The following is a 23540-nucleotide window of genomic DNA, read 5'->3' on the forward strand; positions in this document are numbered from 1 at the left end:
GTTCCGCGTTTGTCGCGAGAGAAAACCGCTGTGCACTTTTCCGGATCATGCTTTAGACCTGGATCGCCTGGTCTTCGTCCAAGGCGAGCAGGAGTTCGGCAACCCGGTTGGCGGAAGCCGTCCACTCTGCAAGCTTGGCGTAGTTGTCCGTGAACCAGTTGAACGCGGTCTGGACGACGACAAAGGCCGCCGATGCCTGCACCACTTCGCCAAGCGTCATCGCATCGACCAAATATTTGGGCAGACACAGCAACAGACCGATCACCGGCGTAATCAGGAGACTGGTATAGGTGACCAGGGTCATCCGCATCAATTGCCAGCAATAGATGCGCCAGATCGCGATCACGGCCTTCAACGCCGACACGAGGGCGTGCCGGCCATTCGGTCGATCCTCGGACACGATCTTCCCCTCACCGCTCTCGCGCACATGCGTCCCGATCGCCCGCAGTTCGGCCTCCATCCGCTTGTTCTCCTCGATGACTCGCGTCAGATGCCCGGCTGTCAGCCAGATGCCGATCGCGAGCAGCGCGGCATACGCGATCACGGCAAGGACGAGATACCCGGGAATCGTGAAGTCTATGCCATCAAGATGGACCTGCAGATTGCCGCCGACAGACCAGAGCACACCGATGAACGTACCGATGGTGAGCAAGGACTGAAGCAGTCCGGTGACGAGGTCGATCGGCAGGTCGGTCGCGACCCTGGCGTCCTCGGCGATGCGATATTCGGGCGCCTCATGGTGTCCGGCGAGGGGGCCTGCCTTCACAAGGTGAGAACGTCCTAGCCAATCGTCATAGAGGCGATTGCTCAGCCACTCCCGCCAGGAGCGCTGCAGGGTCATGCGCGCCCACACCGAGAATACGGTCAAGGCGATACTCGCCGCCGCCAGCGGCAGAAACCGGTACGTCTGGTACAGAAGCTCCGCCTGATCTCTCCGGCCAATGGCGTTGAAAAAGTCGCGATTCCAGAAGTTCAGGCCGTATTGCGTCAGAAGTTGCAGGATCACATTGACGATCAAACCGAGGACCAGGGCCCATGCGACCCAGGCGGTGGGGCCCCGCCAATATCCCGAAGCGCTTTGCCAGAAGCGGCCCAGCAGCCGCTTCTCACCCGGAACGAAAGAGGTCCTCGTCAGCATTCGCGAGCCGCAATCCTGCGTGCGGCAAACCTTATAATGCCGCTTGTGCCAAATTACGGTGTCTTTCCGGAGGCCTTTTGACCTGCGTCAAGCGATGCCGGCGGCTACACCCCCGCCATCATCACGTATTTGATCTCGACGTATTCTTCCATGCCGTGACGCGAGCCTTCGCGTCCAAGGCCGCTTTCCTTGACGCCGCCGAAGGGCGCAACCTCGGTGGTGATCAGGCCGGTGTTGACGCCAACCATGCCTGATTCCAGCGCTTCGGCGACGCGCCAGACGCGGCCGATATCGCGGGAGTAGAAGTACGATGCGAGGCCGAACGGCGAGGCGTTGCACATCGCGATGACGTCAGCCTCGTCCTTGAAGCGGATCACCGGGGCGAGCGGACCGAAGGTTTCCTCCTGCGATACCAGGGAATCCGGCTTGACGTCGGCGAGCACGGTGGGCTCGAAGAACGAACGTCCGAGCTCGCTGCGCTTGCCGCCGGTCACAATCTTGGCGCCGCGCTTGACGGCATCGGCAATGTGGCGTTCGACCTTGTCGATTGCCTTCATGTTGATCAGGGGCCCCTGCGTGACGCCGCTCTCGGTGCCGTCGCCGATCTTCATCGCCGCGACCTTCGCCGACAGCTTCTTGACGAACTCGTCGTAGATCTTGTCCTGGGCGTAGATGCGGTTGGCGCAGACGCAGGTCTGGCCCATGTTGCGATATTTCGAGACGATCGCGCCTTCGACCGCGGCGTCGATGTCGGCGTCATCGAACACCACGAACGGGGCGTTGCCGCCGAGTTCGAGGCCGAGGCGCTTCACGCCGACGGAGGCCTGCTGGTAGAGAATCTTGCCGACTGCGGTCGAGCCGGTGAAGCCGACGAAGCGCACCGCCGGATGCTCGCACAGCACCTTGCCGATCGGCGGCGCATCACCGGTGATGATGTTGAGCACGCCCTTGGGGATGCCGGCCTTCTCGGCGAGCACGGCCAGCGCGAGAGCCGAGAGCGGCGTCTCGTTGGCGGGCTTCAGCACCACGGTGCAGCCCGCGGCCAGCGCCGGCGACACTTTTCGCGTGATCATCGAGTTCGGAAAGTTCCACGGCGTGATGGCGCCGCAGACGCCGATCGGCTGCTTGATCGCCAGCAGCCGCGCATCAGCCCGCTGCGTCGGGATCGTCTCGCCATAGACGCGGCGGGCTTCCTCGGCGAAGAACTCGATATAGGCGGCGCCGATATCGACCTCGCCGAGCGCTTCCGACAGCGGCTTGCCCTGCTCGGAGGTGAGGATCAGCGCGAGGTCTTCGCGGTTGGCGATGATCAGCTCGAACCATTTGCGCAGGATGTTGGAGCGCTGCTTGGCGGTGTGCTTGGCCCAGGCCGGGAACGCGCGCTGGGCGGCTTCGACCGCCTTGGTGGTGTCATCGGCGCCAAGCTGCGGCACTTTTGCGATCTCGACACCGGTCGCGGGATTGTTCACCGCGAAGACCGGCTTGCCGACCCAGGCGCCGTCGATGTAGCAGGCCTCCTTCAGCAGCGATGGGTCCTTCAGGCGGTCACGCAAGGCGGCAGTGGCGTGCTGGGCGCGTGCAGCGGCGGTCGGGGTCATGGCGTTACTCCCTGGGACGATCGGATCGGCCGGAATATAGGGGCAGACGGTATGCAATGCACCGCCCCGCAACGCACATCTGCTGATTGCTGAAGTTGGGAGCGGCCGGCTCTTCACCTCTCCCCGGCGGGGAGAGGTGAAGCACCAACACCACGGAGAGGATCAGGCCGCGCCGCTCATATAGGTCTCGCGCCGGCCGATCATGCGCTCGGCGGCCGCTTTGGCGTCGGCCTTCGAGGAGGTCGCGCAGGTGCGATATTCGAGATCGGGCACGTCGGAGGTATCGCGACGGCCGAACCAGTTTTTCGAGCCAACCGGCAGCAGCGCCAGCGACTGCGCCAGATTATCGACCGCGCCGAAGGAATAGAGCGCGCCAGTGCCGGCGATCCGAACCTCGTAAATGCCGGGCGAGATCGGCGCTTCCAAATTATCGCCACGTCCGGGACGGGGATAGCGCTTCCATTCGCTCCAGGTTGAAATCATCTCAGGTCCCCCTCGCGGCCGCTGGGCCGCCAAAATTTGCTTCAAATCCTAACGTCAGCCCCAAGTCGGGCCGCAAGCTGAACGTCGCAACGCACAAAGCGTTTCAAGTGCTTCAAAACGCTCGAAACATATCGCCGCGGCCATCCAGGGTCACGGTCAGCTGCGGCCATCCACCGCAAATTGTGAAGACGTGTTGCAGATCAGTCGTCCCGCGCGACGCCGGAACCGTCAAGTCACGACATCGCGACCGGCGCGCAAGTTGAGATGCTTGCCGCACGCGACCTCCGGGAGGACAATCCGATCACTTCCAACAATAATCAAACCGGAGGAAACGTAGATGCAAAGCAAAGCTGAGATCGACGAGATTCTGCGCAAGACAAGCGATGCCAAGGAAATCCCCGGAGTCGTTGCGATCGCCGCCAGCGGTAACGACGTGCTGTATCAAGGCGCGTTCGGCAAGCGCGATCTGTCCAAGCCCGATCCGATGACGCTGGACAGCGTGTTCTGGATCGCCTCGATGACGAAGGCGATAACATCGGCCGGCGCGATGCAGCTGGTCGAGCAGGGCAAGCTGTCGCTCGATGCGCCGATCGGCGAGGTGCTGCCCGATCTCGCCAAGCCGCAAGTGCTCGAAGGCTTCGATGAAAAAGGTGAAGCGAGGCTGCGGCCGGCGAAGGCACCGATCACGCTGCGTCACCTCATGACCCACACCGCCGGCTTCTGCTACAATATGTGGAACGGCGACATCGCGACCTATCTGGACAAGACCGGCACGCCGCCGATCACCACCTGCCAGAATGCCGCGCTGAAGACGCCGATCGCGTCCGACCCCGGCACGCGCTGGGAGTATGGCACCAATATCGATTTCGTCGGCAAGGCGGTGGAGGCGGTCAGCGGCAAGCGCCTCGATGCATACTTGCGCGACAATCTGTTCGCCCCTCTCGGCATGGGCGACACCGCCTTCAAGATTACCGATGACATGCGCAAGCGCCTGGTCGGCATGCATGCGCGCGGCGAGGATGGCCAGCTCGCCGCGATTCCGTTCGAGCTCGAGCAGGAGCCGGAATTCCACATGGGCGGAGGCGGCCTCTATTCGACCGCGGGCGACTACATCAAGTTCACCCAGATGATCCTGAACAAGGGCCGCGGCAACGGCAATCAGGTGCTCAAGGCCGAGACGGTTGCGACCATGGGGCAGAACCACATCGGCGATCTCAACGTCACCAAGATGACCTCGGTGGCGCCGATGTACACCAACGACGTCGACCTCTATCCCGACCAAGCCAAGAAGTGGGGTCTCAGCTTCCTGATCAACACCGCCAAGACGCCGGAAGGCCGCAGTGCCGGCAGCCTCGCCTGGGCGGGCCTCGCCAACACCTATTACTGGATCGATCCGGCGCGCGACGTCACCGGCGTGATCCTGATGCAGCTGTTGCCGTTCGCGGACGCGAAATGCCTGGAGGCCTTCGCGGGATTTGAGCGTGGCGTCTATGCCGGGCTCGATGCCGGGAGCGGGAAGAAGGCAGCCTAACCGTTAGTATGAGGCGCGCAGTGTCGCGCGCATTCGCCGCAACGGATAACCTCGTGCCCGAGAGCCATCGGCTTCAGGGCACGAGGCAATAAAGGTTTGAGGAGACGAACTTGGCAAACGATCTTGCAGGTAAAGCCGAAAGCTACGTTTGCGGCATCTCGGACACGCCGCTGATCGGCGACACCATCGGCCGCAGTCTCGACCATGCGGTGCGGCGTTGGGGCAGCCGCGAGGCGCTGGTCTCGCCCAGCCACGGCGTGCGCTGGACCTGGACGGAATTCGCCGAGCGCGTCGATGCGCTTGCCGCCGGCTTTCTCGCGCTGGGTCTCGAACGCGGTGAGCGGATCGGCATCTGGTCGCTGAACCGGCCGGAATGGACCTTGACCCAGTTCGCCGCCGCCAAGGCCGGCCTGATCCTGGTGACGATCAATCCCGCCTATCGGCTCAGCGAGCTGGAATTCGCGCTGAAGAAGGTCGGCTGCGCGGCGATCGTCACCGCGACGGCGTTCAAGACCAGCCAATATATGGAGATGCTCAACACGCTGCTGCCGGAGCTGGCGAGCGCCACGCCCGGACAGCTGCAGGCGGCGCGGCTGCCGGCCCTGCGGATGGTGATTCAGATTGGCGGCCCCTCGGCGCCCGGCACGATCCCGCTCGAAGAGGTCGCGTGCATGGGCAAACCCGAGCATCGCGAACAGCTTGCGGCACTCGGCGCGGCGCTTCAGTTCGACGACCCGGTCAATATCCAGTTCACCAGCGGCACCACGGGCTCACCAAAGGGCGTGACGCTGACGCACCATAACATCCTCAACAACGGCTATTTCACCGGACGCGCAATGCGCCTGACGGAAGCGGATCGCATCTGCATCCCGGTGCCGCTCTATCATTGCTTCGGCATGGTGATGGGCAACCTCGCCTCCGTCACGCTCGGCGCGACCATGGTCTATCCCGGCGAGGGCTTTGATCCGCTCGCGACACTGCGCGCGATCGAACAGGAGAAATGCACCACGCTGTACGGTGTGCCGACCATGTTCATCGCAGAGCTCGATCATCCCGAGTTCAAAAAATTCAACCTGACATCATTGCGCACCGGCATCATGGCCGGCGCGCCCTGCCCGATCGAGGTGATGAAGCGCGTCAACACCGAGATGAACATGCGCGAGGTGACCATTGCCTATGGCATGACCGAAACCAGTCCGGTCAGCTTCCAGAGCGCGACGGACGACCCGCTCGAACGGCGCGTCTCCACCGTCGGGCGGATTCATCCGCATGTCGAGGTGAAGGTCATCGACCTCGAGGGGCGGATCGTCAAGCGCGGCGAACGCGGCGAGCTCTGCACCCGCGGCTACAGCGTCATGCTGGGCTATTGGGAGGAGAAGGAGAAAACCGCCGAGGTGCTCGATACCGCCGGCTGGATGCATACCGGCGACCTCGCCACCATCGACGATGAGGGCTATTGCAACATCGTCGGCCGCATCAAGGACATGGTGATCCGCGGCGGCGAGAATCTCTATCCGCGCGAGATCGAGGAATTTCTGTACCGCCACCCCAAGATCCAGGATGTGCAGATTTTTGGCGTGGCCGACACCCGCTACGGCGAGGAGCTCTGCGCCTGGATCCGCGTCAGGCCGGGCGAGACGCTGACCGCCGAGGAGATCCATGCCTTCTGCGACGGCCAGATCGCCCACAACAAGATCCCGCGCTACGTGGAATTCGTCGACGAATTCCCGATGACGGTGACCGGAAAGATCCAGAAATTCGTGATGCGGGATGCCGTGGAGCAGCGGCTGGGGTTGAAAGCGGCGAAGACGGCGTGAGGTGCTGAACGCGCTCGCCCCACCGACGCTGTCATTCCCCGCGAAAGCGGGGAATCCAGTACGCCGCGACTTCTCGACTGAACCACTGACGTCTCTGGAATACTGGATCGCCCGGTCAAGCCGGGCGACGACAGTGAAGCGCGAGGCGCGACTTCGGCCCTAAACCGTCAGCCCGCGCTGCTGGGCCAGCTCCCTCAGCGACACGAGCGGGCGCGCGCCGATGTGCTGGATCACTTCGGCCGCGGCAAGCGCACCAAGCTCGCCACACTGCTTGTGCGACAGATCGCGCGAGAGCCCGTAGAGAAATCCCGCGGCAAACAGATCGCCGGCGCCGGTGGTGTCGATCAGTTGCGTGATCGGCGAGGCCGGCGCTGCGACGGCATCCGTCGGCGTCACCACCACGCAGCCCTTTTCGCTGCGGGTCACCACGCCGAGCTTGACGTCGTTGCGCAGCTGCTTGAGCGCGGTATCGAAGTCGGAGGTCTCGTAGAGCGCGTGCAGCTCGGACTCGTTGGCGAACACGATGTCGGCGATGCCGTCCCGCATCAGCCCCAGAAACTCGTCGCGGTAACGGCCGACGCAGAAGGAATCGGACAGCGTCAGCGCCACCTTGCGGCCGGCCTCGTGGGCGATCTTGGAGGCCTTCAGGAAGGCGTCTTTCGCACCCGGCGGATCCCAGAGATAGCCTTCGAGATAGACGATCTTGGCGGCCGCGATCTCGGCCGGATCGATATCGGCCGGCGACAGGTCCTGCGCCGCACCGAGATAGGTGTTCATGGTGCGCTCGCCGTCGCCGGTGACCAGGATGTAGGAGCAGCCGGTGGCGGGGCCGTCCTTCGCGGGCGGCGTGTTGAAGGCGACGCCGGCGGACCGGATGTCGTGGACATAGAGCTTGCCGATCTGGTCGTCCTTGACTTTACCGACATAAGCCGCACGCGCGCCGAAGCTGCCGATGCCGACGATGGTGTTGGCGGCCGAGCCGCCCGAGACTTCCGTCGCCGGGCCCATGTCGTTGTAAATGGCGGTAGCCCGCGCCTCGTCGATCAGGGACATGCTGCCCTTGGTCATGCCGTGCTTGACCAAAAAGGCTTCATCGGTCCGGACCAGCACGTCGAACAGCGCGTTGCCGATACCGAGAACGTCATATTTCACGTCAGCCATTCACCTTGATCCTGTTTGGCGGATTGCGATCCCCGCGAAAATCCGCTTCCTGTCGGCCTGAAATCCGGCTCGCGGCCTATCACGACCGGGCCGCTACGGGCAAGCAACGGTATTATAACGGCCCCGATGATCCGCTCCTTCCTGACCGTCTCGACGGGAACACTGGCCTCGCGGCTCCTGGGCTTTGCGCGCGATTCCCTCATCGCGGCCTTGCTCGGCACCGGCGCTGTTGCGGATGCCTTTCTGGCCGCCTTCCAGCTCGTCAATGTGGTGCGGCGGCTGCTCAGCGAAGGGGCACTCAACGCGGCGCTGATCCCGGCCTGGCTGCGCGTCCGTGACAGCGAGGGCGCGGAGGTGGCTTCGGCCTTTGCGGGGCGCGTGCTCGGCACGGTCAGCGCCGCCCTGATCGTGATCTCTATTGGCATCGCCGTCGCTATGCCGCTGATCATTGTGATCATCGCGCCGGGCTTCGTCGGCAGCCCCACGCTCGATCTCGCCGTCCAGAACGCGCGGCTGATGCTGCCTTATCTGGCGTTTGCCGGCCCGGTCACGGTTCTGATGGGATTGCTGAACGCTCAAGGCAAATTTGCACTCACCGCGTTCTCGCCGCTGCTGTTCAACATCGCGCTGATCGCGGTCATCACCGCGCTGCTGCTGTGGCACGCCGATGCGGCTCTCGCCGCATGGATGTTGGCGACGACCGTCGGCATCGCCGGCCTGCTGCAACTCGTGATGCTGGCTTCACAGCGAAGTGCGCGTCTCGCGACGCCGCTGCGCGCGGGTTTCGACAAGGAGATGCGCGGCTTCTTTGCCAAGGCGATCCCCGGCATGATCGCAAGCTCGGGCCCGCAATGGCTGATGGTTGCGGGCGCGATCATCGCTTCGGCAACGCCGTCCGCCGTGTCCTGGCTCTATTTCGCCAACCGCCTGATCGAGCTGCCGCTCGGCATCGTCGGCGTTGCCATGGGCACGGTGCTGGTGCCGGAGCTGACGCGCGCCGTGGGAAGCGGCGACCGCGAGGCGGTGGCGCACGCGGAATCGCGCGCGCTGGAACTTGCGACCGGACTCGCACTGCCCGCCACGCTCGGCCTCGCCGTGCTCGCCGTGCCGATCGTGCGGCTGCTGTTCGAGCATGGCGCCTTCCACGCGGAGGACAGCGCAGCCACCGCGCATGCGCTGATGTGGCTGGCGCTGGGCCTGCCGGCGCATGTGCTGATCAAGGCGCTGTCGCCGGCCTTCTACGCCCGCAGCGACACGATGACGCCGCTGCTCGCGACGGCCAAAGGCTTCGTGGTCGCGGTCTTGCTCGCCGTGCTGCTCGGACACTTCTTCGGCGCGAGCGGCATCGCCGCGAGCATTGCGGCCGGCGCCTGGAGCAGCGCCGTCTCGCTGCTCCAGACAGGCTCAAGCGAATTCGGCTTCTCGTTTGATGCCACCGCGCAAAAGCGGCTGCCGCGGATCGTGCTTGCCGCCGCCGCCATGGGCGCCCTGCTCTGGCTGATGACAGCGCTGATGCCATCAGAGACCCACGGCCTGATCCGCTTCATCGTGCTGGGCGCGCAGATCGGTGCCGGGATCGCCGTTTACGGCCTGCTCCTGCAAATCCTTGGCGCCGCCTCCTGGCGCGAGGCGGTTAATGCCCTGAAGCGGCCGGTCTGACGAATTGCCCTTGACGGGGCAGCGCCGCTGTTGGAAACGACGGCCGGCGACCTCTCAGGAAGACTGACCATGCCATTCGTTGAACGGGTATTTTCGGGCGTCCAGCCGACGGGCAATCTGCACCTCGGCAACTACCTCGGCGCGATCGTCAACTTCGTGAAGATGCAGCAGACCCACAACTGCATCTATTGCGTCGTCGACATGCACGCGATCACGCAAGGGGTGGACGTCTGGGGCGGGCCGACCGAGCTCGCGCGCGTCACCCGCGAGGTGACTGCGGCGTTCATTGCCAGCGGCATCGATCCGAAAAAGCACATCGTGTTCAACCAGAGCCAGGTCTCCGGCCACGCCGAGCTCACCTGGATCTTCAACTGCGTCGCGCGCCTGGGCTGGCTGAACCGCATGACCCAGTTCAAGGAGAAGGCCGGCAAGGACCGCGAGAACGTCTCCGTCGGGCTCTACGACTATCCGGTGCTGATGGCTGCCGACATTCTGCTCTACCGCGCCACCCACGTGCCTGTCGGCGAGGACCAGAAGCAGCATCTCGAGCTCTCGCGCGACATCGCCCAGAAGTTCAATAACGATTTCGGCGACTCGATCCGCAGTCACGGCTTCAGCGACGGTCTGTTCTTCCCGCTGCCGGAACCCTTCATCACCGGCCCGGCGACGCGCGTGATGAGCCTGCGCGACGGCACCAAGAAAATGTCGAAGTCGGATCCATCCGACAATTCGCGCATCAACCTCACCGACGACGCCGACACCATCGCGCAGAAGATCCGCAAGGCGAAGACCGATCCGGAGCCGCTGCCGACGGAAGAGAAGGGCCTGGAAGCGCGTCCCGAAGCCGACAATCTCGTCGGCATCTTCGCCGCGCTGTCCGACCGCTCGAAGGCGGACGTGCTGCGCGATTTCGGCGGCGGCCAGTTCTCCAGCTTCAAGAACGCGCTGGCCGAACTGTGCGTCACCAAGCTCGCGCCGATTGCGGGCGAGATGAAGCGCCTGGTGGCCGATCCCGGCCATATCGACGCGATCCTGAACGACGGTTCCGACCGGGCCCGGGCCATTGCTGACGAGACCATGAAGCTCTCGAAGGATATCGTCGGCTTCATCCGACGGCGCTGAAGGCTGGCCGGCGTCACGGCGCCGGGCCGTCTCGCCTCTCCCCGCTTGCGGGGAGAGGGAGAAGCCGCCCCCTAACCCGCTGAAATAACAGCGAAACGACCGTTTTCCCCCTTGACCGTGCGTTCCCCATCGCCATCTGCTAGGGAATAGCGCACGCGCCGGCCTTGAACCGGCGACGTCTGGAGAAAACCATGTTCATTCAAACCGAAGCCACCCCCAATCCCGCCACGCTGAAATTCATCCCCGGCCGCGCCGTTTCCGACGGCAGCCCGATGGAATTTTCGAGCCGCGAAGCTGCAACGCGTTCGCCGCTCGCCGAAAAGCTGTTCGATGTGCCTGGCGTCATCGGCGTTTTCTACGGATCCGACTTCATCACCGTGACCAAGGCGAACGGTGAGTGGCAGCAGCTCAAGCCCGCGATCCTCGGCGCCATCATGGAGCACTACATGTCCGGCGCGCCGCTGCTCGCCGACGGCACGGCGCAAGCCGATGTCGAGCTCGACGACGAGGACGAGTTCTTCGACGAGGCCGATGCCGAGACGGTCGACATGATCAAGGACCTGATCGAGACCCGCGTGCGGCCAGCCGTCGCCAATGACGGCGGCGACATCACCTTCCGCGGCTTCAAGGACGGCATCGTCTACCTCAACATGAAGGGCGCCTGCTCGGGCTGCCCGTCTTCGACCGCGACGCTTCAGCACGGTATCCAGAACCTGCTGAAGCACTTCGTGCCCGACGTGGTCGAAGTCCGGCCGATGTAAATTGCGCGATCGGCGCACCGATCGTTTCCGTCATGCCCGGGCTTGTCCCGGGCATCCGCGTTTTTGGAGCTGCAAAGTCGTGGATGGCCGGGTCAAGCCCCGGCCATGACGGCAAGAAGCTTGGGCATCATCCGGTTGGCAATGCTATGATCGCGACATGCTGATCCTTGCCATCGATACGGCGCTCGAGGCGTGCGCAGCCGCCGTGCTCGACACCGATGCCGGCGAGCTCCTTGCGCGGGAGCAGCTGCTCATGAAGCGCGGTCACGCCGAGGCGCTGATGCCGATGATCGCGCGCGTGATGCAGTCGGCCAATCTCGCCTTCACCTCGCTCGATCGCATCGCCGTCACCCTCGGCCCTGGAAGCTTCACCGGCCTGCGTGTCGGCATATCGGCAGCCCGTGGCCTTGCGCTCGCCGCGAAGCGGCCCGCCGTCGGCCTGACCACCCTGTCCGCCTATGCGGCCGCCATCGTCGGCCAGAGCGGAACGGCGCCAGTGATCTCGGCGATCGATGCGCGGCACGATCATGTCTATTTCCAGATTGTCGCCGGCGACGGCAGCCAGCTGGTGCAGCCGGCGATCGCCCCGATCGACGACGCCATCGCCGCTTCGCAATTCGGCGCGCCGCATCTGGTCGGCAATGCCGCAAGGATTCTCGCCGATCGCTGGCCGAAGGATGGGCCGCAACCCCTTGCGGTTGATACCCAGCCCGCGCCCGACATCAGCTGGGTGGCCTGGCTCGGCGCTGCGGCCAATCCCGACACCAATCCGGCGCGGCCGTTCTACCTGAAGGCGCCTGACGCAAAGCCGGCCGCGCCGCCGCTCGCACACGCCGCAATCTCATGATGAGATGGCTTTCTGAATGGTGGCGCGGCGGCACCGCGGCCGTCGAGCCGGCGTCCGCGCGCGACGCGGCGCGGCTGGCGCAGCTTCACGGCAAGTCCTTCGCGCATGGCTGGGGCGAAGGCGAATTCGAGCGTATGCTCATCGAGAGCAACACGCTGGTCCACCGCTTGCGCCTGGGGCGCAAGACCATCGGCTTTGCGGTGTCCCGGATCGGCGCGGACGAAGCGGAAATCCTCTCGGTTGCGGTCGATCCGGCCCATCGCGGCCGCGGCCTCTCCCGCACGCTGCTGATGACCCATCTCGGCCACCTCGCAGGGCGCGGCGTACGCACGATATTTCTCGAAGTCGAGGAAAATAACCAGCCGGCGCGGCGGCTCTACGACGGGTGCGGATTCGTGGTGGTCGGACGCCGCGAACGCTACTATAAGCAGGCCAACGGGGAACAATTGAACGCCCTTCTGATGCGACGTGACTTGTCGTAACATTGATGGCAGAAAACGCCCCGTCAGGCGGACACGATATGACTGGACTTAAACCTTCTTCCGTATCCAAGGCGACCGGCATCGAGGCGCGCTGCGCCGCCACCGGAATGCGCATGACCGAGCAGCGGCGCGTCATCGCCCGCGTGCTGGCGGAAGCGGTCGATCACCCCGACGTCGAGGAATTGTACAGGCGCTGTGTCGCGGTCGACGACAAGATCTCGATCTCGACCGTCTACCGCACCGTCAAGCTGTTCGAGGATGCCGGCATCATCGAACGCCACGATTTCCGCGAAGGCCGCGCGCGCTACGAGCAGATGCGCGACAGCCATCACGATCACCTCATCAATCTGCGCGACGGCAAGGTGATCGAGTTCACCTCGGAAGAGATCGAGAAGCTGCAGGCGGAGATCGCACGCAAGCTCGGCTACAAGCTGGTCGATCATCGGCTCGAGCTTTATTGCGTCCCGCTCGACGACGACAAGCCGTCGTCCTAAGTCAGTTTAGTGCCCATCGATCTCATCATCTTCGATTGCGATGGCGTGCTCGTGGACAGCGAGGTGATCTCCTGTCGCGCGCATGCGGACGTGCTGACCAGGCACGGCTATCCGATCACGTCGGAGCAGGTGCTGGCCCGCTTTCTCGGCGTGTCCGAAAAGGACGCCCGGCGCATCGTCGAGCAGGAGATCGGCCGCAGCCTTCCCGACGATTTCGAGCAGCGGGTCAATGCGGCCACGCTGCAATCTTACGCCAGCGATCTGCAACCGATTACCCATGTGGCCGCAGCGATCAGCGCGATCGATTTGCCCAAATGCGTTGCATCGAGCAGCACACCGAACAAGATCCTTCACGGCCTGACCTGTGCCGGCCTGTATGACCTGCTCGCTCCGCACGTCTTTTCGGCAAGCCAGGTTGCACGCGGCAAGCCGGCGCCCGATCTATTTCTGTTCGCCGCCGCGCAGATGAGGGCCGCGCCGGAGCGGTGCCTGGTGATCGAGGATAGCGTCCCCGGCGTAACCGGCGCGCACGCCGCCGGCATGACCGTGCTGGGCTTTTGCGGCGGCAGCCACTGCCCGCCCGGGCACGCCGAAAGGCTGCGGGCCGCTGGCGCCGGACTGACCTTCGACGATATGCGGCAATTGCCGGAACTGGTCCGGCGTGTCGCGACGGACGCCCGGACGGACTGATTGTTGCCGTCATTCGGGGGCGATGCGCAGCAGAAAACTCTAGCGCGCACTCGCGCACCTGCGAATCTTGCGCCAAAACCGCTTGGTTCCGGGTTCGCGACTACGTCGCGCCCCGGAATGACGGCCGCAGGCCCCCAATCGCTGGATTTTCGGCTCTCCAGCCTCTATTTGAAGGCTGTCCTCCACCGCAATTTCCGGGTTCCATGACGCCGCCGCGCAAGCTGCACATCAAATCATATGGCTGCCAGATGAACGTCTACGATGCCCAGCGCATGGTGGACACCCTGGCTCCCGAAGGATTCACGGAGACCGATCGCGCCGAGGAGGCCGACCTCGTCATCCTCAACACCTGCCACATCCGCGAGAAGGCCTCTGAAAAGGTCTATTCCGAGCTCGGTCGCCTGCGCCTCGCCAAGGACGAGGCGGCACGTGAGGGCCGCGCCATGCAGATCGCGGTCGCCGGCTGCGTCGCCCAGGCCGAAGGCGAGGAGATCGTCCGCCGGGCACCCACGGTCGACGTCGTGGTCGGCCCGCAGAGCTACCATCACCTACCCCAACTGGTGAAGCGCGCCAGCAGCGAAGGCCGCGCGATCGAGACTGAATTTCCCGCCGCCGACAAGTTCGGCTTCCTCGCCCAGCCCAAGCCCGATGCGATCCGCGCGCGCGGCATTTCCGCGTTCGTCACGGTGCAGGAAGGCTGCGACAAGTTTTGTACATTCTGCGTCGTGCCTTACACGCGAGGCGCGGAGGTCTCGCGCCCCGTGGCAAAAATCGTCGACGATGTGAAGCGCCTTGCCGACAACGGCGTGCGCGAGCTCACGCTGATCGGGCAGAACGTCAATGCCTATCATGGCGAGGGACCCGACGGAAAAAGCTGGGGGCTCGGCCAATTGCTGGAGCATCTGGCCAAAATTCCCGGCATCGCGCGGCTGCGCTATTCGACCAGCCACCCCCGCGACGTCGATGACAGCCTGATCGCAGCCCATCGCGACCTCGACGCGTTGATGCCGTTCGTGCACCTGCCGGTACAGTCGGGCTCAGACCGGATTCTGGCCGCCATGAACCGGAAACATACCGCCGATGATTACCGGCGCGTCATCGACCGATTCCGCACCGCGCGCCAAGACATTGCTTTTTCATCGGATTTTATCGTCGGCTTCCCCGGCGAGAGCGAGCAAGATTTTCTCGCCACCCTCGCGCTTGTCACGCAAATCGGCTACGCTGCGGCTTATTCGTTCAAATACTCCGCCCGGCCGGGAACGCCGGCCGCGGATATGCAGGAGACGGTGTCCCCCGCCGAGATGGACCAGCGATTGGAGCGGCTCCAGGACTTGATCGACAGCCAGCAATCGGCCTTCAACAAGGCTGCGATTGGCTCAACGGTCGACGTGCTGTTCGAACGTCCGGCGCGCAAGGACGGCCAGATCGTCGGCCGCACCGCCTTCCTTCAGCCTGCGCACGTGATGGCCTCGCCCGATATCATCGGACAGATCCTGCCGGTCAGGATCGACAGTCTCGAGCGCTACAGTTTCCTCGGCGAGCTCGCCACGCCACGCAATAGGCGCGAGCCCGCTTTATCATCCATCGCCACTGGAGCCTGAACCCTTGCCAAAAAGCGCATCGGATTCGTCTTCCATCGCTCCCAGCCGCAAATTTGACCGCGACATGCAAGTTCCGCCCGAGACCCAGGTCGTCATCGATTTCGACGACAACCGTGCCGCATCCGCGCTGGTCGGCCCCTATGGCCAGAACCTGGCGCAGATCGAGCGGCGGCTCGGAGTCGTCGTCGACTCCAAGGGCAACCACATCACCATCGGCGGCACCCGCGACGGCTGCGATGCCGCACGCCGGGTACTGGAGACGCTCTACGCCCACGCAGTGAAGGGGCAGGACGTCGACCAGGGCGAGGTCGAAGGCGCGATCCGCGCGGTGATCGCGCAAGGCTCGCTGTTCGAGTTCGACGCCAAGTCGGCGAAATCCAGCTTCGACAGCATCAATTTGCGCAAGCGCCCGGTGCGCGCGCGCACGGCGGCGCAGGACTCCTACATCCGCGCGTTGAAGCGGCATGAGCTGGTGTTCGGCATCGGCCCCGCCGGCACCGGCAAGACCTGGCTTGCGGTTGCGCATGCCGCGCAATTGTTCGAGCGCAAGGAGGTCGACCGCATCATCCTGTCGCGTCCGGCGGTGGAAGCCGGCGAGCGGCTCGGCTTCCTGCCCGGCGATCTCCGCGAGAAGGTCGATCCTTATCTTCGCCCGATCTACGACGCCCTCTACGATCTCATGGATGCACGCATCGTCGAGCGCGCGCTCCAGAGCGGCGAGATCGAGATCGCGCCGCTCGCCTTCATGCGCGGCCGCACCCTGACCAACGCCGCGATCATCCTCGATGAGGCCCAGAACACGACATCGATGCAGATGAAGATGTTCCTGACCCGCCTCGGCGAGAACAGCCGCATGATCGTCACCGGCGACCCCTCGCAGATCGACCTGCCCAACGGCCAGACCTCGGGTCTCGCCGAAGCGACGCGCCTGCTCGATGGCGTCGAAGGCATTGCGCAAGTTCATTTCAAGGCCGAAGACGTGATCCGCCACGAGCTCGTGGCACGAATCGTCGCTGCCTATGAAGGGTCGCCGCAGCGGCCAGCCGCCGGCAACAAATCCTGACGAGACAACAGCGGGACCAGCCGGGCGCGAGCACGGCGCCTTCGTTCCGAACAAAGCCATGTCGCATCCCAACCTTCCCATCACCGAGGTCCTCGTCGTCGCCGATTGCTGGCAGAGCGAGCCTGACGCCGAAGCCGTGATCCAGCGCGCCGTCGCCGCCGCCGCCGAAACCGTCGACGAAGACGTCGCGGATGCGGAAGTGGCCGTGATGCTGACCGATGATGCCGGCATCCGGACGCTCAACAGCAACTGGCGCGGCATGGACAAGCCGACCAACGTGCTGTCGTTTCCCGCGCTCCAGCCGGAGGGCGAGTGGAAGCCGGGGGATGCGCCGCGCATGCTCGGCGACATCGCGATCGCCTTTGAGACCATGCGGCGCGAGGCGGACGAGGAACACAAGCCGTTCGATCATCATTTGAGTCATCTCGCCGTGCATGGTTTCCTGCATCTGATCGGCTACGATCACGAGAACGACGACGACGCGGAAGAAATGGAAGCGCTCGAAACCGAGATCCTGGCCCATCTCGGCATCCCCGATCCCTATGCAGACCGCGCGGGGACGCACTGATGCCGGATTCAGATCCTGTTCACGACAATCCGCGCAACACGGCCAATCTGCCCGCCGTCGTGACGCCTGGCGAAGTCATGCGCCCGACCGCGGAAGGCTGGCTGCTGCGCGCGATCCGCACCCTGTTCGGCTGGAAGGCCGGATCTGTCCGCGACGATCTCCAGGTCGTGCTCAACGCGACGACGCCCGACGACACCGGCTTCTCCGCGGTCGAGCGCACCATGCTGCGCAACATTCTCGGCCTGCATGAGCGCCGCATCGCCGACGTCATGGTGCATCGCGCCGACATCGTCGCGGTGAAACGCGACATTCCGCTCGGCGAATTGATGGATCGCTTCGAGAGCGCCGGCCATTCGCGCCTCGTCGTCTACAACGAGACGCTCGACGATCCCGTCGGCATCGTCCACATCCGCGACTTGCTCGCCTTCATGACGGTGCGGGCGCGCGTGTCGGAGGCCACCAAGACCAAGCGCAAGAAGCCGCTGCCGGCCGGGCTCGATTTGAAGGCGGTGGACCTCGCGCTGCAGCTGCAGGACGCACGCATCATCCGCAAGCTGCTCTATGTGCCGCCGTCGATGCGCGCGATCGACCTGCTGGCGCAGATGCAGGCCACACGCATTCATCTCGCGCTCGTCGTCGACGAATATGGCGGCAGCGACGGCCTCGTTTCACTCGAGGACATCGTCGAACAGATCGTCGGCGAGATCGACGACGAGCATGACAGCGACGAGCCACCCTCGATCGTCCGGCTTCCCGACAATGCCTTCATTGCGGACGCCCGCGCCAGTCTCGACGACGTCCGCACGGTGATCGGCGAAGACTTCGTCACCGGCGAGGCCGGCGAGGAGGTGGAGACGCTGGGCGGTTATCTCGTCAGCTTCGTCGGCCGCCTGCCGGTGCGCGGGGAGGTGATCTCGGGCCCCGGCACTTACGAGGTCGAAGTGCTCGACGCCGATCCGCGCCGCGTCAAGCGGCTGCGCATCTCGACCCGGAAGGAACGGCCCACGCCGCGCACCCAGCGCGAGAGAAGCCGCCGCGAGGCCGCACCCGACAGCGGCCAGCCGACGGCTGGCGACACGCCGACCCCGCCCGCCGACGGGACCGGCCCGCAGTGAGTCCGTTCCAACGTTTCAGGCAGATTGCGCTTGCCGTCATCCTGACCTGGGGATGGAAGCGCGCGCTGCTGGCGATGGCATGCGGCGCATTGTCGGTGCTGGCGCTGGCACCGTTCAACATCTTTCCGGTGCTGTTCATCACATTCCCCGTGATGGTCTGGCTGATCGACGGCGCCGGTGCCGGACGATATGGCGGCGTCCCTGCCGCAGCGCTGACGGGCTACTGGTTCGGTCTCGGCTATTTCGTTCCTGGCCTCTACTGGATCGGCTACGCCTTCTTCGTCGACGCGGACGTGTTCGCCTGGCTGACACCCTTCGCCGTGCTGGGCCTGCCGGCCTATCTCTCGCTCTTCACGGCGGCCGGTTTCGCGCTGGCCCGTCTGCTCTGGACCAAGGATGCCACCCGCGTTCTCGCGCTCGCTGCAAGCCTTACGGTCGGTGAATGGTTGCGTGGGCACGTGCTCACCGGCTTTCCCTGGAATGCCTTCGGCTATGCGCTGTCGGAGCCGTTGGCGCTGGCGCAGACGTCATCCCTCATCGGCCAATGGGGCATGACCTTCCTCGCGGTTGCGATCTTTGCGAGCCCGGCGGTGCTGATCGACCGCACGCGCGACCGCAGCCTGGCATGGCGCGTGCCGGCCGCGGCGATTGCGCTGCTGGTCGCCATGGGCATCTTCGGCGCCATCCGCATGTCGCTGCATCCCACCACGATGGTCGCGGGCACCAAGCTGCGCCTGATGCAGCCGGACCTTCAGCAGGATGCCAAGTTCAACTACTCCGCCAAGGCGGAGGTGATGAAGAAATATCTGGCGCTATCGGACCGGGCCTCCGGACCGCAATCGACCGGCGTGCGCGATGTTACCATCCTGATCTGGCCGGAATCCGCCTTTCCGTTCTTCCTGACCCGCGAAGCCGATGCGATGGCCGCGATCGCCGAGCTGTTGCCGAAGGGCACCGTTCTGATCACCGGATCGGTCCGCGCCCCCGATTTGCCGCCCGGCAAGCCGATCACGCGCGCCTACAATTCGATCTACGTGATCGACCACGATGGCAGCGTGCTCGCGGTCTACGACAAGCTGCACCTGGTTCCGTTCGGAGAATATCTTCCGTTTCAGGACGTGATGGAGAAGCTGGGCTTCGAGCAGCTGACACGGGTCCGAGGCGGCTTCATTCCCGGCACGGTGCGGCACGTGCTGCCGCTGCCGGGCGCGCCGCCCGCGCTGCCGCTGATCTGCTACGAGGCGATCTTTCCCGGCGAGGTTGGGACACGCGACGAGCGCCCGGGCTGGATGGTGAACCTCACCAATGACGGCTGGTTCGGCATCTCGACCGGTCCCTATCAGCATCTGGAGCAGGCGCGGATGCGCTCCATCGAGCTCGGGCTACCGCTGGTCCGCTCGGCCAATACCGGCGTCTCGGCAGTGATCGATCCGATGGGACGCACGGTGGCCAGCCTCGGCCTCGGGATCGAAGGCATCTTGGACTCAAGCCTGCCCACCGCAATCCCGCCCACGATCTATGCGAGGGTCGGTGACATCCCCGCGGCCATGCTCGTTGCGCTGGCTGTGATTTTGGCGGTGCGCCGTCGTGTTGCCAAACGGCACCCTGATCGCGCTAGCGATATCGGCAAGACGGCCGGAAACCTTTGACAACCGTAGTCCACGGTTGACAGATTGCATGCGGGCTCCCCATTCTGCACCGGCTGCGCAAGACAGCGGTGCATTGCTAAATTTCTCCGCAATGTTTCCCCAATCAGAGTGAAGTTTGGCGTCGCTGGCACCTGAGGCAACAAGTTCGATTGCGCCGATGGTGATGTTTGGAGGGCTGAGGAAATGTCGAAAGCGCCCAACCCTGTTGACAAATATGTCGGCAGTCGCGTGCGCATGCGCCGCATCATGTTGGGCATGAGTCAGGAAAAGCTCGGTGAAGCTTTGGGCCTGACATTCCAGCAGATTCAGAAGTACGAGAAGGGCACGAACCGGGTCGGCGCGAGCCGAATCCAGCAGATTGCCGAGATTCTCCAGGTGCCGGTGTCGTTCCTGTTCGAGGGCGGACCGAGCGGCGTGCCCGGCCCCGAAGGCTTCGCTGAGGGTGCATCGCCCTCTTATGTGTCCGACTTCCTCGCGACGTCCGAAGGGCTCGCGCTGACCAAGGCGTTCACCCGAATCACCGATTCGAAGCTGCGCCGCTCGATCGTCGATCTCGTCGAGCAGATCGCCGCCCGCGAAGGTCCCGACAAGCGCTGACGCGCTCTTCATTCCGATTTGAGACTGCGCCAAATCTGGCCTATGTCGTCATTTGCGGACCGCGCATTACGCTGCCTCCGCTGAAGTGATGTGATTCGAAGGCGCAGATACGTCCATGGCGAGATCCAATTCGTTCGATTCCCAAACTATCCTCGCTGGTATCCGCCGCTGGGTGGAGATTGAGACGCCGACGGAGGTGCCCGAGCAGGTCAACAAGCTGACCTCGATGGTTGCCGACCATTATCGTGATCTGCCCGTCACGCTCGAACGCGTCGCCGGTGTCGACGGCTGCGGCGACCATCTCGTGGTGCGTTCGACCTGGGGGCAGGACCGGCCCGGTATTCTGGTGCTCAGCCATCTCGATACCGTTCACCCCCTGGGCTTCATCGCGCGCCTGCCATTCAAGGTCGAGGGCGACAGCGCATTCGGTCCCGGCATCTACGACATGAAGGGCGGCGCCTACATCGCCTATCACGCCTTTCGCGAACTCTGCGCCGCCCCCGATCGCCCGCCGCTCGGTGTCACCCATCTGTTCACCTCCGACGAGGAGATCGGCAGCCCGACATCGCGCGCGCTGATTGAGAACGAGGGTCGCAAGGCCAAATACGTGCTGGTGACGGAGCCGGCGCGCGACGGCGGCAAGATCGTCACCGGACGCAAGGGCGTCGGACGTTTCGAGGTCTTCATCAAAGGGGTGCCCGCGCATGCCGGCTCGCGCCCCGAAGACGGCCGCAGCGCCATCCGCGAGCTCGCCAATGTCATCCAGACGCTGGAAGGGATGAACGATCTGAAACGCGGCGTCACCGTCAATGTCGGCGTGGTGCGCGGCGGCACGCGTCCCAACGTCACGCCGGAAGAGGCCTATGCCGAAGTCGATCTGCGCGTGCCAAGCTTCGACGATGCGGAAGAATTCGTCGGCAGGATCCTCGGCCTGACGTCGAAGACCGACGGCGTGACCGTCACGGTCACCGGCGAGCTCAACCGTCCGCCCTATGAGAAGGGCAATGCAGGCGCATCGCTGTACGAGCACGCCAGAACGCTCGCGGCGGAAATCGGTTTCGAGCTGATCGATACCCACACCGGCGGCGGCTCGGACGGCAATTTCACCGCGCCGCATACCGGCACGCTCGACGGACTCGGCGTCGACGGCAAGGGTGCGCACACCCATTATGAGCAGCTCTACGTCTCCTCGCTCGAGCCGCGCGCGCGGCTGCTCTATCGCCTGTACCAGACGCTGCGATGAGCGAACGCAAATCAGATCCCGACCGCGCGGAAGGCGAGCGCGCCTTCTTTGGACGGCGCAAGGGCCACAAGCTCAGGCAGCATCAGGCCGAGCTGGTCGATCATCTGCTGCCGCATCTTTCGCTCGACATCACTATGCCGCGGCCTGCGAATGCCGCCGGGATCTTCGATCTCCCAGTCGAAGATCTGCGGCTCGAGATCGGCTTCGGCGGCGGTGAGCATCTCGCGACGGAAGCGCAGAACTTCCCGACGACCGGCTTCATCGGCTGCGAGCCCTATGTCAACGGCATGGCCAAGATCCTGGCGCAAATCGAGGCGGCCAACATCGGCAACATCCGCCTGTTTGCCGGCGACGCCGCCGAACTATTGGCCTGGCTGCCCAGCGCTTCGCTGTCGCGGATCGACCTGATCCATCCCGACCCCTGGCCGAAACGGCGGCACTGGAAGCGGCGCTTCGTTCAGGACCGCACGATCGCTGCGATGGCGCGCGTGCTGAAGGCAGGCGGCGAATTCCGCTTTGTCTGCGACATCGACGACTATTGCGCCTGGACCCTGTCGCACCTTGCGCGCGCGCCGGACTTCCAATGGCTCGCGGAACGCGCCGATGATTTCCGAAAGCCCTGGGCCGGCTACACCATGACGCGTTATGGACGAAAGGCCGCGCGCGAAGGCCGCAAGGCGGCTTACTTGCGTTTTCGCAGAAGCTAGATCGTCCGCCGGTTGCGCCAGAAATTCACGACGCGCTCGGCGGTCGCCGGCATCAGGCGCGTGAAGTTCATTCGCGCCGCTTCGAGATCGGCATCGGCCGGCGTGCGCTGCGGCCCGTACCACATCAGGATCAGCGCGCGCACCGTGGGCCAGCCGAGATTCAGGACCCGGCCGAGGACCAGGATCGGGTCGTAGCGATCGCCCCCGATCAGGCGGTCGAGGATCGGAAGCCTGACGCCGGACATCGCCGAGAGTGCGGCGACCGACTCCTCGTATTTGTGCGCCTTGGCGAAGCCGAGCAGCGCGCTCTCGCCGAGATGACCATCACGATGCAAGCCGAGCACCGTGCGCTGTGCGGCCGAGAAATCGCGCCGCGGCCCGGGCGGCAGCGCGGCCTCCTCGATCGCGGCCATGGCGCGCTTGATCTCGACCTGGCGCGTCGGATTGACCACGCTGGAGAGACGACGCCTGATGACGTCGAGCGTGCCGTTCAGAAGCTCCTTGAGATTCTCGCCCGAAAGATCCTCGCGCTGGCCGATCTTGAGCGTCAGCACACCATCCTGGCTCGCGCGCTTGATCAGCTCCGAATAGCCGCCCGGCGAGAAATGTGCGCCGGCATTGCCGGCGGCGCGGCGTACCACGTCGCGATCGCCGCGCTCGACCAGCACGTCGGTAATTTGCGTCGACAGGGTCGGCCGCTCCGTCATCGCCAACAGATGACCCTGACCCTTCAGCCGGGCGATCTCGACGAGTGCGGCTTCGTCGAGCACGGGCGAGCGGCGCAGCACCGGACCGGCCACCATGATCTCGTTTTCGCGGGCGAGCTGGCCGACGAGATGACGCGGCGCATTGTCCACGCGCGAGAAGCGCTCGGCGAGATCGACGCGCGCGGCAAGCTCCGCATGCGGGACAAGATCGATCAGCAGATCGTCGAAAAGATCGACGAGCTCGGGACGGAGTTTTGAGGGATCCTGAAAGAATAACGCGGCAATGGCGCTCGCGATCTCGCCACGACGCCGGGGATCGCCGCGTTTGACGATATCGTCCAGTCCGGGAATGAGCGACGTGGCAACAGTCATGAAACGCAACTCGAATCTGGCACGCCGTGGGCGCGCCATGGCTCAAGTCGCCCCACAAGGTGGAAATTAGGCCCGCTTCATGAAGGAAGCGTTGCTCCCGGGCTGCCCGCCGGAGCGCAAAAAGCCCGCATCTGC

The 23540-nt window shown here is 64.5% G+C and carries 22 protein-coding genes; 17 read left to right on the plus strand and 5 right to left on the minus strand.

Annotation, left to right across the window (positions count from 1 at the left end; all coding sequences use genetic code 11):
- Positions 1 to 52: 52 nt before the first annotated feature.
- The 3 genes from XH88_RS27285 to XH88_RS27295 form a co-directional block, all read right to left on the minus strand.
- The gene (locus XH88_RS27285) at positions 53 to 1138 is read right to left on the minus strand and encodes an SbmA/BacA-like family transporter (RefSeq protein WP_271671331.1); all 1086 of its coding nucleotides are present in this window, start codon (positions 1136 to 1138) and stop codon (positions 53 to 55) included.
- A gap of 104 nt (positions 1139 to 1242) precedes the next feature.
- Positions 1243 to 2736, minus strand: a complete 1494-nt coding sequence (locus tag XH88_RS27290; RefSeq protein WP_271671332.1) for an NAD-dependent succinate-semialdehyde dehydrogenase — start codon at positions 2734 to 2736, stop codon at positions 1243 to 1245.
- Positions 2737 to 2898: 162 nt separating this feature from the next.
- Complete coding sequence (locus XH88_RS27295; RefSeq protein WP_166811901.1) at positions 2899 to 3219, minus strand: hypothetical protein; 321 nt, start codon at positions 3217 to 3219, stop codon at positions 2899 to 2901.
- 337 nt (positions 3220 to 3556) lie between these two features.
- Between XH88_RS27295 and XH88_RS27300 the strand changes: the two genes are divergently transcribed.
- Positions 3557 to 4750 carry a serine hydrolase domain-containing protein gene (locus XH88_RS27300; protein WP_271671333.1) on the plus strand — a complete coding sequence of 398 codons (1194 nt, stop codon included), beginning with the start codon at positions 3557 to 3559 and terminating at the stop codon, positions 4748 to 4750.
- Positions 4751 to 4860: 110 nt separating this feature from the next.
- On the plus strand, positions 4861 to 6567 hold the full coding sequence (locus tag XH88_RS27305) for an AMP-binding protein (RefSeq protein ID WP_271671334.1): 1707 nt from the start codon (positions 4861 to 4863) through the stop codon (positions 6565 to 6567).
- A 159-nt stretch (positions 6568 to 6726) separates the two neighbouring features.
- Here XH88_RS27305 and XH88_RS27310 read toward each other — a convergent pair whose 3' ends face one another.
- On the minus strand, positions 6727 to 7728 hold the full coding sequence (locus XH88_RS27310; RefSeq protein ID WP_271671335.1) for an adenosine kinase: 1002 nt from the start codon (positions 7726 to 7728) through the stop codon (positions 6727 to 6729).
- Between the two features lie 126 nt (positions 7729 to 7854).
- On the opposite strand from XH88_RS27310, the gene murJ reads away from it, so the two are divergent.
- The 15 genes from murJ (at position 7855) to trmB (ending at position 22326) form a co-directional block, all read left to right on the plus strand.
- Positions 7855 to 9387, plus strand: coding sequence for a murein biosynthesis integral membrane protein MurJ (murJ, locus tag XH88_RS27315; protein WP_271671336.1), 1533 nt, complete (start codon positions 7855 to 7857; stop codon positions 9385 to 9387).
- A 69-nt stretch (positions 9388 to 9456) separates the two neighbouring features.
- Positions 9457 to 10509 carry a tryptophan--tRNA ligase gene (gene trpS / locus XH88_RS27320; protein WP_271671337.1) on the plus strand — a complete coding sequence of 351 codons (1053 nt, stop codon included), beginning with the start codon at positions 9457 to 9459 and terminating at the stop codon, positions 10507 to 10509.
- A 191-nt stretch (positions 10510 to 10700) separates the two neighbouring features.
- Entirely contained in the window at positions 10701 to 11270 is a 570-nt protein-coding gene (locus tag XH88_RS27325; protein ID WP_271671338.1) for a NifU family protein, read from the plus strand.
- A 157-nt stretch (positions 11271 to 11427) separates the two neighbouring features.
- A complete protein-coding gene (gene tsaB / locus XH88_RS27330; RefSeq protein WP_271671339.1) occupies positions 11428 to 12117 on the plus strand; it encodes a tRNA (adenosine(37)-N6)-threonylcarbamoyltransferase complex dimerization subunit type 1 TsaB in 690 nt (229 codons plus the stop codon).
- A complete protein-coding gene (gene rimI, locus XH88_RS27335) occupies positions 12114 to 12599 on the plus strand; it encodes a ribosomal protein S18-alanine N-acetyltransferase (protein ID WP_271671340.1) in 486 nt (161 codons plus the stop codon). Before tsaB ends, rimI begins: the two co-directional genes overlap by 4 nt.
- Positions 12600 to 12637: 38 nt before the next feature.
- Positions 12638 to 13093, plus strand: coding sequence for a Fur family transcriptional regulator (locus XH88_RS27340; RefSeq protein ID WP_271671341.1), 456 nt, complete (start codon positions 12638 to 12640; stop codon positions 13091 to 13093).
- A gap of 9 nt (positions 13094 to 13102) precedes the next feature.
- Positions 13103 to 13783 carry an HAD family hydrolase gene (locus XH88_RS27345; protein WP_271671342.1) on the plus strand — a complete coding sequence of 227 codons (681 nt, stop codon included), beginning with the start codon at positions 13103 to 13105 and terminating at the stop codon, positions 13781 to 13783.
- A 203-nt stretch (positions 13784 to 13986) separates the two neighbouring features.
- A complete protein-coding gene (gene miaB, locus XH88_RS27350) occupies positions 13987 to 15384 on the plus strand; it encodes a tRNA (N6-isopentenyl adenosine(37)-C2)-methylthiotransferase MiaB (protein ID WP_271671343.1) in 1398 nt (465 codons plus the stop codon).
- Between the two features lie 64 nt (positions 15385 to 15448).
- Positions 15449 to 16447, plus strand: coding sequence for a PhoH family protein (locus XH88_RS27355; protein WP_271671344.1), 999 nt, complete (start codon positions 15449 to 15451; stop codon positions 16445 to 16447).
- Between the two features lie 58 nt (positions 16448 to 16505).
- Positions 16506 to 17015 (plus strand): rRNA maturation RNase YbeY, encoded by a 510-nt coding sequence (gene ybeY, locus XH88_RS27360; protein ID WP_271671345.1) that lies wholly within the window; start codon positions 16506 to 16508, stop codon positions 17013 to 17015.
- A complete protein-coding gene (locus XH88_RS27365; RefSeq protein ID WP_271671346.1) occupies positions 17015 to 18130 on the plus strand; it encodes a hemolysin family protein in 1116 nt (371 codons plus the stop codon). The genes ybeY and XH88_RS27365 overlap by 1 nt, the downstream gene beginning before the upstream one ends.
- On the plus strand, positions 18127 to 19779 hold the full coding sequence (gene lnt / locus XH88_RS27370; RefSeq protein ID WP_271671347.1) for an apolipoprotein N-acyltransferase: 1653 nt from the start codon (positions 18127 to 18129) through the stop codon (positions 19777 to 19779). Before XH88_RS27365 ends, lnt begins: the two co-directional genes overlap by 4 nt.
- A gap of 183 nt (positions 19780 to 19962) precedes the next feature.
- Positions 19963 to 20376 (plus strand): helix-turn-helix domain-containing protein, encoded by a 414-nt coding sequence (locus XH88_RS27375; protein WP_271671348.1) that lies wholly within the window; start codon positions 19963 to 19965, stop codon positions 20374 to 20376.
- 115 nt (positions 20377 to 20491) lie between these two features.
- Positions 20492 to 21619 carry a M20 family metallopeptidase gene (locus XH88_RS27380; protein ID WP_271671349.1) on the plus strand — a complete coding sequence of 376 codons (1128 nt, stop codon included), beginning with the start codon at positions 20492 to 20494 and terminating at the stop codon, positions 21617 to 21619.
- Positions 21616 to 22326, plus strand: coding sequence for a tRNA (guanosine(46)-N7)-methyltransferase TrmB (gene trmB, locus XH88_RS27385; RefSeq protein WP_271671350.1), 711 nt, complete (start codon positions 21616 to 21618; stop codon positions 22324 to 22326). Before XH88_RS27380 ends, trmB begins: the two co-directional genes overlap by 4 nt.
- Here trmB and XH88_RS27390 read toward each other — a convergent pair.
- A complete protein-coding gene (locus XH88_RS27390; RefSeq protein WP_271671351.1) occupies positions 22323 to 23405 on the minus strand; it encodes a DUF2336 domain-containing protein in 1083 nt (360 codons plus the stop codon). The genes trmB and XH88_RS27390 overlap by 4 nt on opposite strands.
- Between the last annotated feature and the right edge of the window lie 135 nt (positions 23406 to 23540).

Source organism: Bradyrhizobium sp. CCBAU 51627, from assembly GCF_028128765.1.
Taxonomy (GTDB): domain Bacteria; phylum Pseudomonadota; class Alphaproteobacteria; order Rhizobiales; family Xanthobacteraceae; genus Bradyrhizobium.

Excerpts from the sequence above, each read along its gene's own strand:
- XH88_RS27390 (WP_271671351.1), bottom strand. The coding sequence starts at position 23,405 with ATGACTGTTGCCACGTCGCTCATTCCCGGACTGGACGATATCGTCAAA.
- rimI (WP_271671340.1), top strand. The coding sequence starts at position 12,114 with ATGATGAGATGGCTTTCTGAATGGTGGCGCGGCGGCACCGCGGCCGTC.
- XH88_RS27355 (WP_271671344.1), top strand. The coding sequence starts at position 15,449 with ATGCAAGTTCCGCCCGAGACCCAGGTCGTCATCGATTTCGACGACAAC.
- trpS (WP_271671337.1), top strand. The coding sequence starts at position 9,457 with ATGCCATTCGTTGAACGGGTATTTTCGGGCGTCCAGCCGACGGGCAAT.
- XH88_RS27285 (WP_271671331.1), bottom strand. The coding sequence starts at position 1,138 with ATGCTGACGAGGACCTCTTTCGTTCCGGGTGAGAAGCGGCTGCTGGGC.
- XH88_RS27365 (WP_271671346.1), top strand. The coding sequence starts at position 17,015 with ATGCCGGATTCAGATCCTGTTCACGACAATCCGCGCAACACGGCCAAT.
- ybeY (WP_271671345.1), top strand. The coding sequence starts at position 16,506 with ATGTCGCATCCCAACCTTCCCATCACCGAGGTCCTCGTCGTCGCCGAT.
- XH88_RS27290 (WP_271671332.1), bottom strand. The coding sequence starts at position 2,736 with ATGACCCCGACCGCCGCTGCACGCGCCCAGCACGCCACTGCCGCCTTG.
- XH88_RS27380 (WP_271671349.1), top strand. The coding sequence starts at position 20,492 with ATGGCGAGATCCAATTCGTTCGATTCCCAAACTATCCTCGCTGGTATC.
- XH88_RS27375 (WP_271671348.1), top strand. The coding sequence starts at position 19,963 with ATGTCGAAAGCGCCCAACCCTGTTGACAAATATGTCGGCAGTCGCGTG.
- XH88_RS27300 (WP_271671333.1), top strand. The coding sequence starts at position 3,557 with ATGCAAAGCAAAGCTGAGATCGACGAGATTCTGCGCAAGACAAGCGAT.
- XH88_RS27310 (WP_271671335.1), bottom strand. The coding sequence starts at position 7,728 with ATGGCTGACGTGAAATATGACGTTCTCGGTATCGGCAACGCGCTGTTC.
- XH88_RS27295 (WP_166811901.1), bottom strand. The coding sequence starts at position 3,219 with ATGATTTCAACCTGGAGCGAATGGAAGCGCTATCCCCGTCCCGGACGT.
- XH88_RS27325 (WP_271671338.1), top strand. The coding sequence starts at position 10,701 with ATGTTCATTCAAACCGAAGCCACCCCCAATCCCGCCACGCTGAAATTC.
- trmB (WP_271671350.1), top strand. The coding sequence starts at position 21,616 with ATGAGCGAACGCAAATCAGATCCCGACCGCGCGGAAGGCGAGCGCGCC.
- tsaB (WP_271671339.1), top strand. The coding sequence starts at position 11,428 with ATGCTGATCCTTGCCATCGATACGGCGCTCGAGGCGTGCGCAGCCGCC.
- murJ (WP_271671336.1), top strand. The coding sequence starts at position 7,855 with ATGATCCGCTCCTTCCTGACCGTCTCGACGGGAACACTGGCCTCGCGG.
- miaB (WP_271671343.1), top strand. The coding sequence starts at position 13,987 with ATGACGCCGCCGCGCAAGCTGCACATCAAATCATATGGCTGCCAGATG.
- XH88_RS27340 (WP_271671341.1), top strand. The coding sequence starts at position 12,638 with ATGACTGGACTTAAACCTTCTTCCGTATCCAAGGCGACCGGCATCGAG.